Source organism: Microbacterium sp. LB12 (assembly GCF_037150835.1).
GTDB lineage: Bacteria > Actinomycetota > Actinomycetes > Actinomycetales > Microbacteriaceae > Microbacterium.
In genome coordinates this window covers 228,848-244,366 of record NZ_JBBCPF010000001.1, presented here as the reverse complement: position 1 = coordinate 244,366, position 15,519 = coordinate 228,848, and the positions used below count along the sequence as shown (strand labels likewise).

At 68.5% G+C, this 15,519-nt stretch carries 13 protein-coding genes; 6 read left to right on the top strand and 7 right to left on the bottom strand.

All coding sequences use genetic code 11. The annotated features are described in order from the left end of the window. Positions 1-49 precede the first annotated feature (49 nt). A complete protein-coding gene (locus WFM69_RS01170; protein WP_337000821.1) occupies positions 50-1,450 on the top strand; it encodes an APC family permease in 1,401 nt (466 codons plus the stop codon). A gap of 69 nt (positions 1,451-1,519) precedes the next feature. On the opposite strand, the gene WFM69_RS01165 is transcribed toward WFM69_RS01170, so the two are convergent. Together WFM69_RS01165 and WFM69_RS01160 are read right to left on the bottom strand one after the other, a co-directional pair. Next, positions 1,520-1,966 (bottom strand): GNAT family N-acetyltransferase, encoded by a 447-nt coding sequence (locus WFM69_RS01165; RefSeq protein ID WP_337000819.1) that lies wholly within the window; start codon positions 1,964-1,966, stop codon positions 1,520-1,522. A 60-nt stretch (positions 1,967-2,026) separates the two neighbouring features. Beyond that, a complete protein-coding gene (locus WFM69_RS01160; RefSeq protein ID WP_337000817.1) occupies positions 2,027-3,037 on the bottom strand; it encodes a LacI family DNA-binding transcriptional regulator in 1,011 nt (336 codons plus the stop codon). A gap of 191 nt (positions 3,038-3,228) precedes the next feature. Here WFM69_RS01160 and WFM69_RS01155 point away from each other — a divergent pair, with 191 nt between their 5' ends. Next, positions 3,229-9,255 (top strand): GH92 family glycosyl hydrolase, encoded by a 6,027-nt coding sequence (locus WFM69_RS01155; RefSeq protein ID WP_337000815.1) that lies wholly within the window; start codon positions 3,229-3,231, stop codon positions 9,253-9,255. A 72-nt stretch (positions 9,256-9,327) separates the two neighbouring features. Here the strand turns inward: WFM69_RS01155 and WFM69_RS01150 are convergent, their stop codons facing one another. Both WFM69_RS01150 and WFM69_RS01145 read right to left on the bottom strand, forming a co-directional pair. Then, positions 9,328-10,446 carry a M24 family metallopeptidase gene (locus tag WFM69_RS01150; RefSeq protein WP_337000813.1) on the bottom strand — a complete coding sequence of 373 codons (1,119 nt, stop codon included), beginning with the start codon at positions 10,444-10,446 and terminating at the stop codon, positions 9,328-9,330. A gap of 79 nt (positions 10,447-10,525) precedes the next feature. Beyond that, a complete protein-coding gene (locus WFM69_RS01145) occupies positions 10,526-10,966 on the bottom strand; it encodes a hypothetical protein (RefSeq protein WP_337000810.1) in 441 nt (146 codons plus the stop codon). A gap of 137 nt (positions 10,967-11,103) precedes the next feature. Between WFM69_RS01145 and WFM69_RS01140 the strand changes: the two genes are divergently transcribed. Further along, positions 11,104-11,526 (top strand): NUDIX hydrolase, encoded by a 423-nt coding sequence (locus WFM69_RS01140; RefSeq protein WP_337000808.1) that lies wholly within the window; start codon positions 11,104-11,106, stop codon positions 11,524-11,526. 22 nt (positions 11,527-11,548) lie between these two features. Here the strand turns inward: WFM69_RS01140 and WFM69_RS01135 are convergent, their stop codons facing one another. Both WFM69_RS01135 and WFM69_RS01130 read right to left on the bottom strand, forming a co-directional pair. After that, positions 11,549-12,064, bottom strand: a complete 516-nt coding sequence (locus tag WFM69_RS01135; protein ID WP_442928381.1) for an aminoacyl-tRNA deacylase — start codon at positions 12,062-12,064, stop codon at positions 11,549-11,551. Further along, positions 12,061-12,561 (bottom strand): DNA helicase, encoded by a 501-nt coding sequence (locus WFM69_RS01130; protein ID WP_337000806.1) that lies wholly within the window; start codon positions 12,559-12,561, stop codon positions 12,061-12,063. Before WFM69_RS01130 ends, WFM69_RS01135 begins: the two co-directional genes overlap by 4 nt. A 144-nt stretch (positions 12,562-12,705) precedes the next feature. Between WFM69_RS01130 and WFM69_RS01125 the strand changes: the two genes are divergently transcribed. Continuing rightward, on the top strand, positions 12,706-13,263 hold the full coding sequence (locus WFM69_RS01125; RefSeq protein WP_047519733.1) for a peptidylprolyl isomerase: 558 nt from the start codon (positions 12,706-12,708) through the stop codon (positions 13,261-13,263). A 21-nt stretch (positions 13,264-13,284) separates the two neighbouring features. Beyond that, the gene (locus tag WFM69_RS01120; protein WP_337000800.1) at positions 13,285-14,175 is read left to right on the top strand and encodes a rhomboid family intramembrane serine protease; all 891 of its coding nucleotides are present in this window, start codon (positions 13,285-13,287) and stop codon (positions 14,173-14,175) included. A 189-nt stretch (positions 14,176-14,364) separates the two neighbouring features. On the opposite strand, the gene WFM69_RS01115 is transcribed toward WFM69_RS01120, so the two are convergent. Beyond that, positions 14,365-14,604 (bottom strand): cell division protein CrgA, encoded by a 240-nt coding sequence (locus tag WFM69_RS01115; RefSeq protein WP_025102888.1) that lies wholly within the window; start codon positions 14,602-14,604, stop codon positions 14,365-14,367. Between the two features lie 103 nt (positions 14,605-14,707). Here WFM69_RS01115 and WFM69_RS01110 point away from each other — a divergent pair, with 103 nt between their 5' ends. Continuing rightward, positions 14,708-15,502, top strand: coding sequence for a class E sortase (locus WFM69_RS01110; RefSeq protein WP_337000798.1), 795 nt, complete (start codon positions 14,708-14,710; stop codon positions 15,500-15,502). Positions 15,503-15,519: the final 17 nt, after the last annotated feature.

Sequence of the window (15,519 nt, the reverse complement as noted above, 5' to 3'; positions counted from 1 at the left end):
CGCCTTCGCCGCGTGAGCACAAAGCTGTGCTCAGAACTCCAGGAGGATCATGTCCGCGCCCGCATCAACGCCCCCTGTCGGCGGCGCCTTCTCTCGCAAACTCGGCACCCCGAGCCTGGTGCTGTTCGGCCTCGCCTACATGCTGCCGCTCGCCGTCTTCACCACCTACGGCATCGTCACCGAGACGACCGACGGCCACATCGCCGGCGCGTACCTGGTCACCACCATCGCGATGCTGTTCACCGCCTACAGCTACGCGAACATGACCCGCGCCTACCCCTCGGCCGGCTCCGCCTACACCTTCACGCAGCGCACGTTCGGCCGACACCTCGGCTTCCTCACCGGCTGGACCCTGCTGCTGGACTACCTCGTGCTGCCGCTGCTGAACTACCTCATGATCGGCACGTACCTCAACGCCGCCTTCCCCGCGATCCCGCTGTGGGTATGGGTCGTCGGCTCGATGCTGCTGGTGACCGCGCTGAACGTGATCGGCATCACCCTGGTCTCGAGCGTGAACGTCGCCCTCATCGGCGTGCAGATCGTGTTCGTCGTGGTCTTCGTGGGCACGTCCATCGCCTACCTCTCGGGCGCCGCCGACCCGGTCGACCTGATCAAGCCGTTCTTCGAGCCCGGTCTCAACCCGGGACTGATCGTCGCGGGCTCGGCCATGCTCGCCCTCGCCTTCCTCGGCTTCGACGCCGTCTCGACGCTGTCCGAGGAGGCAAAGGACGCCACGCGATCGATCCCCCGCGCGATCATCCTCACCACGGTCATCGGCGGGCTCATCTTCATCGTCACCGCCTGGGTGGCATCGCTGGTGTTCCCCGACTTCGCGAACTTCGAGAACGTCGACTCCGCGGCGAAGGACATCATGCTCCGCATCGGCGGCACCGCGCTGTTCACCTTCTTCACCGCCGCCTACGTCGCCGGATCCTTCGCCTCGGGCATCACCTCGCAGGCGTCTGTCTCGCGCATCCTGTTCGCGATGGGCCGGGACGGACAGCTCCCCCGAGTGGTGTTCGGCCGCATCCACCCGCGCTTCCGCACCCCGTTCATCGCGATCATCATCGTGGGCCTCATCGGTGCGTTCGGCGCCCTGTTCCTGCCGCTGGACATCGTCGCCTCGGTGATCAGCTTCGGAGCGCTCGTCGCGTTCGGCTTCGTCAATGCCGCGGTCGTGAAGCTCTACTGGATCGACCGCAGGAAGCGCGGCGCCAAGGCGGTGCTCGCCTACCTCGTCGCACCGCTGATCGGCCTCGCGATGACGATCTGGCTGTGGACGAGCCTCTCGTCGACCACGCTCATCGCCGGTGCGATCTGGGTGGTCGTGGGCATCGTGCTGCTCGCCGTGATCACCGGCGGATTCCGTCGCAAGCCCCCGGTGGTCGACTTCCGCGAAGAGGAGTCGGCCGTCATCGCCGACGACGAGCTGGAGGGCGCGCAGCGCTGACCTGACCGGATCGCACGACGGCGGCGGACGCGCACTGCGTCCGCCGCCGTCGTCGTGTCCGCTGCGGTCTCAGTCGAGGTCGATCTCGTAGTGGATCATGCCCGAGCGTGACGCGACCCGGTCGTAGAGCACGCGCGCGGTCGCGTTCGACTCCGCCGTGAGCCAGTAGACCTTCGCCGATCCGTGCTGCTCGGCCCACGCCCGGACGTGCGCGATGAGTGCTCGCCCGACACCCCCGCCGCGCACACCGGGGGCGACGAACAGATCCTCCAGGTAGGTGTAATCCGTGGTGGCCCAGGTCGACGGATGCGTCAGCCAGTGCACGATGCCCACCGCCGTGCCGTCCTCATCGCGGGCGATCGCCCCGTGCACACCGGAGTCCGGTCGCACGATCCGGTCGAACGTCGTCGCCGTGGTCGCGTCGTCCAGATCTTCCTCGTAGAAGGTGAGATAGCCGTTCCAGAGGGAGAGCCATTCGGCGTGGTCCGCGGGGGTGAGCGGTGCGATCGTCGTCATGCCCTGAGCGTAGCGACCGGCGGCGGCGCATGGGCCGATGCTCCCGCAGGCCTCCGACGGTCAGCGCCGTGCCGTCGACCGGCGGGCGATCAGGCGCATCGGCACGACCACGCTCTCGGGTTCGCGGGTGCGATCGGCGAGGCGTGCCACGGCGAGCCGGGCGGCGATGCGGCCCAGCTCCTCGACCTCCCCCGCCACCACGCTGACACCCAGGACCCGTGCCCACTCCGGATCGTCGAAGCCGATCACGGCGGGGGGCGCCTCGAGCTCGGCGATCTCCTCCATGACCCCCAGCAGCACCCGGTTGTTGCCGGCGACGATCGCCGTGGGCGGCTCGTCGAGTGCCAGGAGCTCGCGCACGTGGGCGCGTGCGGAGGCGACGTCGTGCGCATCGGGGCGCAACAGCTCCCGCCAGTGCGCGTCGGAGCCGTCGAGCACATCGCCCATGCCCGCGAGACGTTGGCGATAGGTGGGCAGCCAGGCGTAGTCACCGATGAACGCGATGCGACGGTGGCCGCGGTCGAGCAGATGCTGGGCGACCAGCCGGCCGCCGACACGGTTGTCGAACACCACCGAGTCGGCGGCGAGGTTCTCGGCCGGGCGATCGACGAAGACCACGGGGATACCGCGGGCCTGCAACTGCGCGTACTCGCGGTGGTCGACCATGGCCGACACGGTGATGACGGCCTTCGTCTGACGATGGGCGAGGTCGAGGGCCACGCGCTGTTCCTGCTCGGCCGATTCGCGTGAGTTCGCGACGGACAGGTGCATGCCGCGCGGTCGGATCTCGTCTTCGACGGCTTGGGCGAGGGCCGAGTAGAACGGGTTGGTGAAGTCCCCCGTGATCAGGCCGAGCGAGTCGGCGAGGCGTCCGGAGGCCAGAAGGCTGGCCGCCGCATTGCGCTGGTAGTCGAGCTCGGCCGCCGCGGCGAGCACGCTGTGGAGCGTCTTCTCGCTCACATACGACTCGCCGCCGAGCGCGCGCGATGCGGTCTTGAGGCTGACTCCGGCGCGAGCGGCGACCTGCGCGAGGGTGGGACGGGGCGCTGCCCCATCGTCTGCTGATGTCATCGTGTTCCCTGTTGCGCTCCGACGGATCTGCTCATTATGTCGCGTGGGTCGATGTCGGTCGCATCTTCCACCCATCGCTTCGGCTGTGGTAGGTTCCTCAGCATATGACAGCGATGTCATATCGCCGAGCAGGCCACACCCGGACCTGCGACCGGCAGACGACACGCAGTGGTGGAGTTGAGGAGCACATCATGACGGTTCCCCGTCCGAGGAACGAAAGACCCGTACGTCGCATCTGGGCGGCCGCCGGCGCGGCCCTGACCGTGACCGCCGCGATGCTGACGCCGATGACGGCATCGGCAGCGGGGGGCGGGACGTTCGCGTCGTCCTTCGAATCCGCCGATCCGGCACCCGTGCTCGCGGGGACGGGGAAGCCCATCAACGTGACCGGCAGTCGGTTCGTGCCGGGCAGCATGCTCCCGGCCATCGCGCCGAACGGTGTGACGGCATCGGCACAGAACACCCCCAACGAGGCAGCGGCCTTCGCCGCGGACGCCAACGCGTCGACCAAGTGGCTCGCCTTCGCACGCACCGGCTGGATCCAGTACCAGCTCACGGCCGCGCAGCCGATGGCGAAGTACACGCTCACCTCCGGTGGCGACGCCGAGGCGCGAGACCCCAAGAACTTCCGCGTCCAGGGCTCCAACAACGGCACCGACTGGACCACGATCGATGAGCGCTCCGGTGAGATGTTCACCGGTCGCGGCCAGACCCGCACGTTCGAGCTCGCCGCGCCGAGCGACCCGTACCTCTACTACCGCCTCGACGTGCTCGAGACCCGCACCGCGAACACCGGCATCGTCCAGCTCGCCGACTTCGAGCCCATCACCGTGAGCGACGGCACCCCCGTCGCCGACGACCTGCGTCTCGCCATCGGCAACGGCCCCACGGCATCCGACACCGCCAAGACCGGCGTCGGCTTCACGGGCACCAAGGCGCTGCAGTACTCCGGCCGCCACCTCGCCGCCGGCCCGGCATCGTCGACCACGACGCTGTACACCGATGTCGACGTCACCGTCGAGAAGGACAGCGAGCTGTCGTACCTCGTGTTCCCGGTGCTCGACGGCGAGCAGACGTACGCCGCGACGTTCGTGGCCGTCGACCTCGCGTTCGACGACGGCACCACCCTGTCCACGAGCGGCGCGGTCGACACCTACGGATACGCCGCGAACGCCCGCGCGCAGGGGCAGTCCAACGCGCTGTGGCCGAATCAGTGGAACAGGGTGACCGTCGACCTCGGCCAGTTCGAAGGACGCACGATCGACGACATCCTCTTCACGTACGACCACCCGGGCACCGACCTGAAGGGCATCGAGGTTCCCACCGACGCCACCTCGTTCTCGGGCTGGCTGGATGACGTGGAGATCGGCACCGCGACCGAGCGCGACACCACCGACGGCCTCGTGTCGTACGTCGACACCCGCCGCGGAACCAACTCCACCGGCGGCTTCTCGCGCGGCAACAACCTGCCCGCCACGGCCTGGCCCAACGGGTTCAACTTCATCACCCCGATGACCAACGCCGACAACACCGGGACGATCTACCAGTACCAGCGCGCCAACAACGCGCAGAACAAGATCGGACTCAACGGCATCGGCTTCTCGCACCAGCCGAGCATCTGGATGGGCGACCGCAACCAGCTCGCCGTGCTCCCCGCGGCCACCTCGAACCCGACCTCGAACCTGAACGACCGCAAGCTCACGTTCTCGCACGAGAACGAGATCGCACGGCCCGACATCTACGACGTCACGTTCGACAACGGCATCCGCACCGAGGTGACCGCGACCGACCACGGCGCGATCTACCGGTTCGAGTTCACGGGAGACGCCAGCTCCATCCTGATCGACCAGCTCGTCAACTCGTCCAAGCTGACGATCTCGGGCGACACGGTCAGCGGCTGGGTGGACGGCGGATCCGGATGGCCGGGACGCACGCGCATGTTCGTCTACGGCACGTTCGACCGCGCTCCCGCGACCGCGGGCGCCACCACCGTCGGCGACCGCAACGGCACCGCACGCTACGCGGCGTTCGACACGACCACCGACCGCACGGTCGAGCTGCGCCTGTCGTCATCGTTCATCTCGCAGGACCAGGCGAAGAAGAACCACGCCTTCGAGCTGGAGGGTGTCTCCTTCGATCAGGCGCATGCCGCCGTCAAGGACGCCTGGAACGAGCGTCTCTCGGTCGTGCACGATGTGAAGGGCGCGAGCGACACCCAGCTCGTCACCCTGTACTCGAGCCTCTACCGACTGAACCTGTACCCGAACTCGCAGTTCGAGAACACGGGCACCCAGGCCGACCCGGTCTACAAGTACGCGAGCCCCGTCTCGGCGACGACCGGACAGGCCAGCGACACCCAGACCAACGCCAAGATCGTCGACGGCAAGGTCTATGTGAACAACGGCTTCTGGGACACGTACCGCACCGCCTGGCCGCTGTACTCGCTGTTGTACCCCGACGTGACCGAAGAGCTCGTCGACGGCTTCGTGCAGCAGTACCGCGACGGCGGGTGGGTGGCCCGGTGGTCCTCCCCCGGCTACGCCGACCTCATGACGGGCACGAGCTCCGACGTCGCCTTCGCCGAGGCGTATCTCGCCGGTGCGCTCAGCACCGACACCGCACTCGAGGCCTACGACGCCGCAGTCAAGAACGCCACGGTGCTCCCGGCATCCAATGCCGTCGGCCGCAAGGGTCTCGGACAGTCGATCTTCCTGGGCTACACCGAGGAGACCACCCACGAGAGCGCATCCTGGGGTCTCGAGGGCTACATCAACGACTTCGGTATCGCCGAGATGGCGAAGGCGCTCTCGGAGGACCCGAAGACGCCCGCCGATCGCGTCGCACAGCTGAAGGAGGAGGCCACCTACTTCGAGGCCCGCGCTGAGCACTACGTCGAGATGTTCAACCCGGAGGCGGGCACGTTCACCTCGCGCAACGCCGATGGCAGCTGGACGTCCGGCGCGGAGTTCGACAAGAAGGCGTGGGGCGGTGCGTTCACCGAGGCGAGTGCCTGGACCTTCGGGTTCCATGCACCGCACGACGTCGACGGCCTCGCCGCGCTCTACGGCGGACGCCAGGGACTCCTCGACGTGATGCACGACTTCCTCACGACTCGGGAGAAGGCCGACTACTCCGGCATCCACGAGGCCCGCGAGGCGCGCGACGTGCGACTCGGGATGCTCGGCATGTCGAACCAGATCGCGCATCACATCCCCTACGTGCTCGCCGAGGCCGGCGACCCGTCGGGAGCGCAAGCGCTGATCCGCGACATCCAGGACCGTCTCTTCGTGGGCTCCGACATCGGCCAGGGCTACCCGGGCGATGAGGACAACGGCGAGTTCTCGGCCTGGTACGTGTTCTCGGCCCTGGGCTTCTACCCGCTCGAGGTCGGCTCCGGTGACTACACGATCGGTTCGCCGCTGTTCGACAGCGCGACGCTCTCGATCGGCGACAAGGACCTGGTGATCAACGCCCCGGGTGCGTCCGCAGGTGACAAGTACGTCGCCGGCGTCAGCATCAACGGTGCGGCGATCACCGAGACCACCTTCGACGGTGACCTGGTGCGCGACGGCGGCACGCTCGACTTCACGATGAGCGCGACGCCTTCCGCCTGGGGTGCCAAGGACCTCGGCGAGAAGCTCGACGTCCCCACCACCCTGGTGGATGCGACCAAGGTCGGGCGCGGCGTCCTGGCGGCGTCCGACGGCACCCCCGTCGGGTCGCTCGTCGACGACAGCATGAACTCCAAGGTCACGTTCTCGGGCGACACCGCCGAACTCGTGTGGACCTCGCAGTCCGGACCCGTCTCGATCGGCCAATACACGCTCACCAGTGCGGCGAAGGCGAACGCCCCGTCGAGCTGGAAGCTGGAAGGGTCGCTCGACGGCACCACCTGGACAGAGCTCGACAGCCGATCCGCGCAGTCGTTCTCGTGGGACACGCAGACGCGTCCGTTCACAGCCGCGAACCAGGACGGCTACACGAGCGTCAAGCTCACGTTGAAGACGGATGCCGCGACGCTGGCGCTGTCGGAGATCGAGCTGTTCGCCTCCGCCTCGGCGGCCGATGGACTGTCGATCGCCGCGGGAGCCCCGCAGCGGGTCGCCGTCGACACCGCGTTCACGGGTCCGCTCGCGACCGTGGTGGGAACCGAGACCGACGCGTCGGGCTACACCGTCACGGTCGACTACGGCGACGGCGTCCCGGTGAGCGATGTGAAGCTGACGCGCGATGACCTCGGCGGATGGAAGGTGAGCGCCCCGCACACCTTCACCGCCCCGGGCACGTACTCGGCCGTCGTCACCGTGCGGGACTCCGCCGGCGCGGTGGCGCAGGCCACGGCCAGTGTGACCGCCTTCCGCGACGAGACCCTCGTCGGCGCGTTCAACAACGTCTGCATCGGCGACTTCGGGGTCACGGCCGCGAACTGCGACTCGCAGGGCCACGGGTACTTCCGCGACAAGATCAACGCCGACGGCTTCGTGCAGGGGCAGACGCTCACGATCCCCGGTTCGACGCTGACCTACGACCTCCCGGCGATTCCGGCGGGCGCTCCCGACAACATCACCGGTGAGGGTCAGACGGTCAAGGTGTCGGTGGGCGCCGGAGCCAAGCAGATCGCGTTCATCGGAACCGCCACGGAGAGCAACCGCGACTCGATCGCCACGCTGCACTTCACCGACGGCTCCACGCAGCAGGTCACGATCAGCCTCGGCGACTGGGTCGGAGCATCCGGCAACCCCTACAAGGGCAATACGGTGCTCACGATCTCGGAGGGACGTCTCTCCGGCACCGGGGCCGAGTCCAGTGTGAAGAACACGGCGATCTACGCGACCGCTCCGATCGATCTCGCGGTCGACGGGAACGGTGCACCGAAGGTCGTCGAATCCCTCACCATGCCGAAGGAGACGGGATCGCTCAACGACGGTCGCGTGCACATCTTCGCGATCGCCTCGGACGGCGACCGTGCGGCAGCCGCCCCGCTGAGCGTCACGGCCGGATCGGTCGGCCAGCAGGTCGCGGGTGAGGAGTTCGAAGCATCGATCGCCACCGTCGCCGGTGGTCAGGGTGCGACGTCCGCGGTCGTGAACTGGGGTGACGGTTCGCCCGTCGCGCCGGTGTCGATCGCCGACGGAGCGGTCACGGGCACCCACACGTACGCCACCGCCGGCACCTACACGGTGACGGTCACGGCGGACGACGGTGTGCGCTCTGCCGACGCGCAGCTGCAGATCGCGGTCGTCGAGCCCGAGCCTGTGTACACCCCGGAGATCCAGGTGACCGCCACGGCGGCGCCCGGTGACACGGTGGCCGTCACGGGAACGGGCTTCGCTCCGGGGGAGAAGGTGTCGATCCGCATCGATGCCGAGATCCCGGTGTCGACGACGGCCGATCAGAACGGGGCGATCGACGCGGAGCTGGTCATCCCGGTCGATGCCGTCGACGGCTCCCACCCGGTGATCGCGCTCGGTGAGGTCTCCCAGGTCGAGGCCGGGGCGTCGGTCCTCGTCGCGGCCGACCCGCAGGCGCCGCGCAAGACCTCGGTCACGCTGGCCGCTGGTTCCGACGATGCGGTGGCAGGTGAGTCGATCCCCCTGATCGCGACGGTGAAGCCCGCGGGCGCCGCCGGCAAGGTCGACTTCTTCGAGGGCGACGAGATCGTCGGCTCCGCAGAGGTCACGGGCGGGACGGCCACGGCCGACGTCACCATCCCCACGTCGGGCACGCACACGTACGTGGCGCGCTTCGTCCCGTCGGATGAGACGGCCTACCGCGGCTCGGAGTCGTCACCGCTCACGGTCGACGTGCGCGACACTCCGGTGCTGCAGGCCGAGCTCGTGATCGGTGCGAGCACCGTGTCGCAGGGTGGCACGGTGCAGCTGGCCGGCCGCGGGTTCGGATCGGGCGAGACCATCTCGGTCACGCTGCACTCCGACCCGATCCACCTCACCGATGTCGTCGCTGACGGGAACGGCGCGTTCCGCGTGACGGTCACTATCCCCGCGAACGCGGAGGTCGGCGCCCACACGCTGATCGCCGTCGGTGCCGATTCCGGGCTCACGGCGCAGGGAGCGCTCACGGTCACGGCGGCGGCGGGTGCGGGCGGAGGTCTCGCCGGCACCGGTGGTGCGGTGCCGATCGCGGCCATCGCCGTCCTCCTGCTGCTGCTCGCGGCCGGTGGTGTGCTGGTGATCCGCCGGCGGCGCGTGGAGTCGTAACCCCGACGCACTCCATCCCGAAGCCGTCCTCCCCACCCCGGGGAGGACGGCTTCGTCATGATGCGAGGCGGGTCAGCCGACCGACGTGAGTGCGTGCGGGGCGACGTTCAGCCGCTCGCCACCGTCGGCGGTGACGCGCACGATGTCCTCGATGCGAGCGCCCCAGGCGCCTGCGAAGTAGATGCCGGGTTCGATGCTGAAGGCCATGCCCTCGCGCAGCACCAGGTCGTTGCCGGGTGCGATGTAGGGCTCCTCGTGCACGGAGACGCCGATGCCGTGGCCCGTCCGGTGCAGGAACGCCTCGCCCAGGCCCGCGTCGGCGAGCACGGTGCGCGCGGCGGCGTCGACCTCGGCCGCGGTGGCACCCGGTCGCACCGCATCCACCGCCGCCTGCTGCGCCCGCACGAGCACCGCGATGCGCGCGGCCGCCTCGGGGTCGGGCGTGCCGACCGCGTAGGTCCTGGTGCTGTCGGAGTTGTATCCGCTCGGCACGGCCCCGCCGATGTCGACCACGACGATGTCGCCGTCTTCGATCACCCGGTCGGACACCTCGTGGTGCGGGTCGGCGCCGTTCGGACCCGATCCGACGATCACGAACTCGACCGTGCGGTGGCCCTCGGCGACGATGGCGTCGGCGATGTCGGCCGCGACCTCGCGCTCGGTGCGTCCGGCACGCAGCCACTCGTGCACGCGCCGGTGCACCCGGTCGATCGCGTCGCCTGCCCGGCGGAGCTCGGCGATCTCCTCGGCATCCTTGATCATGCGGCCTTCTCGCAGCACCGGGGTGGCGAGTTCGATGCGCACGCCCAGACGGTCGCCGATCGGGATCACGTGCAGGGCGGGCAGGGCGTCGGAGACCGCGACGCGGGAGGCGGTGCCCACGGCGTCGGCGACAAGTGCGTACGGGTCTTCTCCGTCGACCCAGTCCGCGACGGCGAGACCGAGCGGGCCGACCGCGGTGGTGCGCACCTTCGCGAGCTCCATGCGGGGTACCACGACGGTGGGCGCGAGGGTGGGCCCGAGGACGAGTGCCGTGAGGCGTTCGATCGTGTCGCCCTCGACGCCCAGCAGGTACTGCAGGTCGGGACCGGGGCCGACGATGATCGCGTCGAATCCGGCATTCGCGGCGAGGGCGGCGGCACGGTCGAGGCGCGCGGCGTACACGGAGGCGGGGAAGGGCAGTGTGCTCACGGTGACAACGCTACTGCGCGGTCGCGCGAGAAGGGGGTGCACGGACGGTCGCCCATGCCCCCCCTTCTATTTGTGCGGGTCAGCTCACGGCTTGCCGGATGCGTTCGGCGAGGAACTTCCGGTTGGCGTCGTCGAGCTCGAGCACCGCGTAGGCGGTGGGCCACAGTGTGCCGTCGTCGAGGTTGGCGGGCTGCTCGAAGCCGAGCGTGCCGTAGCGGGTCTTGAACTTGCCGGCCGGCTGGAAGAAGCAGAGCACCTTGCCGTCCTTGGCCCACGCGGGCATGCCGTAGTACGTGCGGGGCACGAGTTCGGGGGCGACGTCCGACACCAGTGCGTGCAGGCCCTCGGCGATCGCTCGATCCTCGTCGGAGAGCTTCTCGAACGACGCCTTCAGGTCGGCTTCGCCCTCGGCGCGCACCTTCTCGGGCGATTTCTTGGCTCGGGAGCGCGCTGTGCGTCGCTCCTTCGCGGTGTCCTTCATGGCCTCGCGCTCCTCGGCGGTGAAGTTCTGCTCGGACATGGTGTTCCTTTCGTCGTGCTCTTCGGTGAGATCAGCGTACGGATGCCCGGCGGCGATGCGCTTCTCGATTCGTGATCGATCCGCGTGGTCTGACACACGGTCGGGCACCGTCCCCGCCGACGGATAGTGTGTGAGCCATGGACCTGCGTGTCGCGGCGTATGCGGTCGTCACCGATGACGACGGACGACTGCTGCTGGCGCGCTGGACAGAGGGGCGCCGCGTGGCCTGGACGATGCCCGGCGGAGGTCTCGAACCGGGAGAGTCGCCGGAGGATGCGGTGCGCCGCGAGCTCCGCGAGGAGACCGGTTACACGGTGAAGGTCGGCGAGCTGCTCGGCATCCACTCCCGCGTGATCCCCGCGGGACAGCGCGTGCAGAAGGCCGACGAGCCCCTGCATACCCTCCGCATCGTCTACCGTGCCGTGGTCACCGGCGGCAAGCTCCGGTTCGAGACCGACGGTTCGACCGACATGGCCGAGTGGTACCCGCTCAAGGCCGTGGCGGAACTGCAGCGCGTGAAGCTGGTCGACATCGCTCTGCGGATGGCCGGCATCCTCTGACGGCGTTGGGCAGGAGGAGGTCTCAGCGCTCCTCGGGCACGGAGATGTCGGCGACGGTGGCGCCGTACGCGGCGATGAGGTCGTCCGCATTCACGAACAGGCTGTAGCCGTGCGCGCCGGCCCCCATCGCGATGCGCTGTCCGATGATCGACTCGTCCGCATAGATCGGCCAGTCCGTCGTGCTGCCGATCGGCACGATGGTGCCGCGTTCGTAGCCGGTCGCCGCGAGGGCCAGCTCGGGTTCGGGCAGGCGCAGTCTGTTGACGCCGACGAGAGCGCGCAGCTTGGGCCAGGAGATCGCGCGTCCACCCGGCACGAGCGCGAACAGGAACGTGTCGTCCGACCGCTTCACGACGAGCGTCTTGACGATGCCGGACGGAGGGATGCCGAGCAGCTCTGCCGCCTCGAACAGGCTGCCGGCGGCGGGCCGCTCGCGGATCTCGATGTCGAGGCCCCGCGCGGCGGCGGCTTCCCGGACCCGTGCATGCTGAACGCCTCCGTCACCCGGGGCGACGGAGGCGTGATCAGACAGGTTCACGCGTCGGGTGCGGCGAGCGGGTCGTCCGCGACCCAGAGCTCGTCATCCGCGCGCAGCGCCTGCCATGCGGCGTAGAGCACGCCGACGGCCGCAGCTGCACCGAGGATGATGGCGATCACCGAGCCGAGACCCGGACCCGACTTCTGCGGCGCGGCAGCCTTGCGCACCTGCACGGTGACGCCGTGACGCTTGGCGTTCGCGAGGTCCCATGCCGTGAGCGCCGATCCGACGACTCCGCCGACGATCGGCACGAACTTGTCGTCGACGACATGCTTGCCCAGCTGCACACCACGGTCGACGACCGGGGCGACGCGGCGGTTGTACGTGTCCTGAACGACGGGCACGACCTGCTCACGATTGAAGTTGCCGAGCTGACGACCGGCCTCACGGGCGACATCGGCGGCGTGGCCGACGAGCACCTGCTGGTTCTCCCAGAGCTGGTTCGCGTCGTTCTGAAGACGACGCAGTTCCTTCTTCCGCTTGCGGCTGAGGCTCACGATGCTCTCCTGTCCATTGGAGTACGGGTTCCCCATCTTGCCACGAGAGCCTGGACGCCGGGCGGGAATCGCCCACCCCTTGCGGCATACCGCGATCCGATGTACGCCGGGCCAACTCACCGGAAGCTCTGCGAGAATGAGGGCATGGCCCACGCTTCTCACGTCGCAACCCTGCACACCAACCACGGTGACATCGTCATCAACCTCTTCGGAGACCACGCTCCCAAGACGGTCAAGAACTTCGTCGGTCTCGCCGACGGCACCCAGGAGTGGACCGATCCCGCCACCGGCAAGCCGGGCGAGGGTCCTCTCTACAAGGACGTCATCTTCCACCGCATCATCCCGAACTTCATGATCCAGGGCGGCGACCCCCTCGGACAGGGCGTCGGCGGCCCCGGTTACAACTTCGACGACGAGATCAACATGGAGCTCAACTTCAACGAGCCCTACATCCTCGCCATGGCCAACGCGGGTCTGCGTCGCAACGCCATCACGGGCAAGCCCGAGGGCACCAACGGCTCGCAGTTCTTCATCACCACCGACCCGACGCCGTGGCTGCAGGGCAAGCACACGATCTTCGGCGAGGTCGCCGATGACGCCTCCAAGGCCGTCGTCGACGCGATCGGCGCCGTGCAGACGGGACCCGGCGACCGCCCGGTCGAGCCGGTCGTGCTGCAGTCGATCGACATCGTCGCGGCCTGACGACAGCTGCGGCCGATCCGGATGACCACGCCTGAGTTCACGAGCAATCGCGACAACTTCTGCTACCGCCATCCGGATCGGCAGAGCTTCGTGCTCTGCCAGCGGTGCATGCGCACCATCTGCCCCGAGTGCCAGACCCAGGCGCCCGTCGGCGTCATCTGCCCGGAGTGCATGAACGCCGAGCGCAAGAACCGCACCCCCGCGCAGAAGAAGGCCGCGCGGCGCTGGGGTGGCGGTGGTGCGACCATGGCGATGACCCGCAGCGGCAAGCCCGTGGTCACCTACGTGCTGCTCGCGATCACCTCTTTCATCGGGCTGGTGCAGCTGATCCCCGGCTTCAACGCGCCGATCGTCCAGGCTCTCGGGTTCTACGCCCCGTACCTGTATCCGAACCTGTTCGCCGTGCCGTTCGAGCCGTGGCGTCTCCTCACGGTGCTTTTCGTGCACGGAGGATTCGTCCATCTCGCGCTCAACATGCTCGCGCTGTGGATGCTGGGGCAGAGCCTCGAGCCCATGCTCGGCCGCGCCCGGTACCTCGCGCTCTACCTGATCAGCGGACTCGGCGGATCGGCGATGGTCGCGATCCTCGCGCCGGGTTCCTGGACCGTGGGCGCCTCCGGGGCGATCTTCGGTCTCCTCGCGTCGCTGCTGATCATCGGCCGCCACATCGGTGCCAACGTCACGGGCATCCTCGTGATCCTGGCGATCAACTTCGCGTTCGGCTTCTTCGCCGGAGGGATCTCCTGGCAGGCGCACCTGGGCGGTGCCATCACGGGTGCCCTGGTCGCGCTCATCTACGTCCGAACCAAGCGTCGCGACCAGCGTCGGTGGCAGATCATCCTGCTCGCCGCGCTCGTCGTGCTGTTGATCGTCGTGGTGGCGTTCATCCCGCCACTGATCCTTTTGTCCTGATCCCGAGTTGCTAACAGGGTTGTTAACCCCTGTGAATAACACCCGTGTAATTCTCCCCAGCTGTGGAGAGACCTGTGGATAACTCTGTGGGCGGGGTGGGGAAAAATGTGAACAGGCGTCGCGACCGGCGGATACGCGAAAGGCCCCTCGCGATGCGAGGGGCCTTTCGACAAGCAGGGGGCGTCGGCGTCAGCGCCAGCGCGTGGTCATCAGGAAGCCGATCAGCGCGATGCCGAGACCGATCGCCAGGTTCCAGTTGTCGAGCCCCGGGATCGGGAACTGCATGCCGGAGATGTAGAAGACGAGGATCCACGCGAGTCCGAGGAGCATGAAGCCGATCATCACCGGCTTGAACCACACGGCGTTCGGAGCGGCGTCGCCTTCGGCGCGCTCGACGGCGGGTTCTTCAGTCTTGCGGTCTCGTGCCATGCCGTCATTCTACCCATGACACCTGTCTTCCGCGGAGGACGGGATCCCCGGGCCCGCACCGACATCACGGTCTCCATCCAGCGTCGCCGGATATGATCGCGGCATGACTGCTTCCGTCGTGCCTGGGGGGCGACGCCCGCGGCGACAACGACCACGTTCCCGCGCGACGTTCGCGAGCGTTCTCGGCGAGATCCTCCTCACTGCTGGGGTCCTGGTGCTGCTGTTCGTCGCCTGGCAGATGTGGATCGGTGACATCATCATCGCCGCGCAGAAGAACGACGAAGGGGCCGCGGTCTCGCAGGAGTGGGCGCAGGCCGACACGCCGCCGCTCCCGGCGACGACCGAGAGTCCCGACGGTGCCACCGTGTACGTGCCGCCGGTACCGGCCGCCCCTGCCGACGGCGAGCTCTTCGGACAGATGCACATCCCGCGCTTCGGTGCCGACTACAACTTCGGCATCTACGGCGGCACGAGTCGTGCGCGCACCCTCGACCAGAAGGGCATCGGCGTCTACACGAACTCGAAGATGCCCGGCGAGGTCGGCAACTTCTCGATGGCGGGCCACCGCACCACCTGGGGCAAGCCGTTCAACCAGCTCGACAAGCTCCAGCTCAACGACGCGATCGTCGTCGAGACGCCGGACGGCTGGTACACCTACCGCTTCCGCACACTGGAGTACGTCAAGCCGACGCAGACCGACGTGCTCGCCGACGTGCCGCAGATGCCCGACCAGCAGACCGGTGAGCAGTACATCACGCTCACGGCCTGCTCCCCGCTCTACTCCCTCGCCGAGCGCATCGTCGCCTACGGGGTGTTCGAGAGCTTCCAGCCGCGCGCCGAGGGACCCCCGGCCGCCCTGACCGACCCGCCGCCGCCCCCGGCCGCCCCATCCGTGTGATCATGGACGCCCACAAG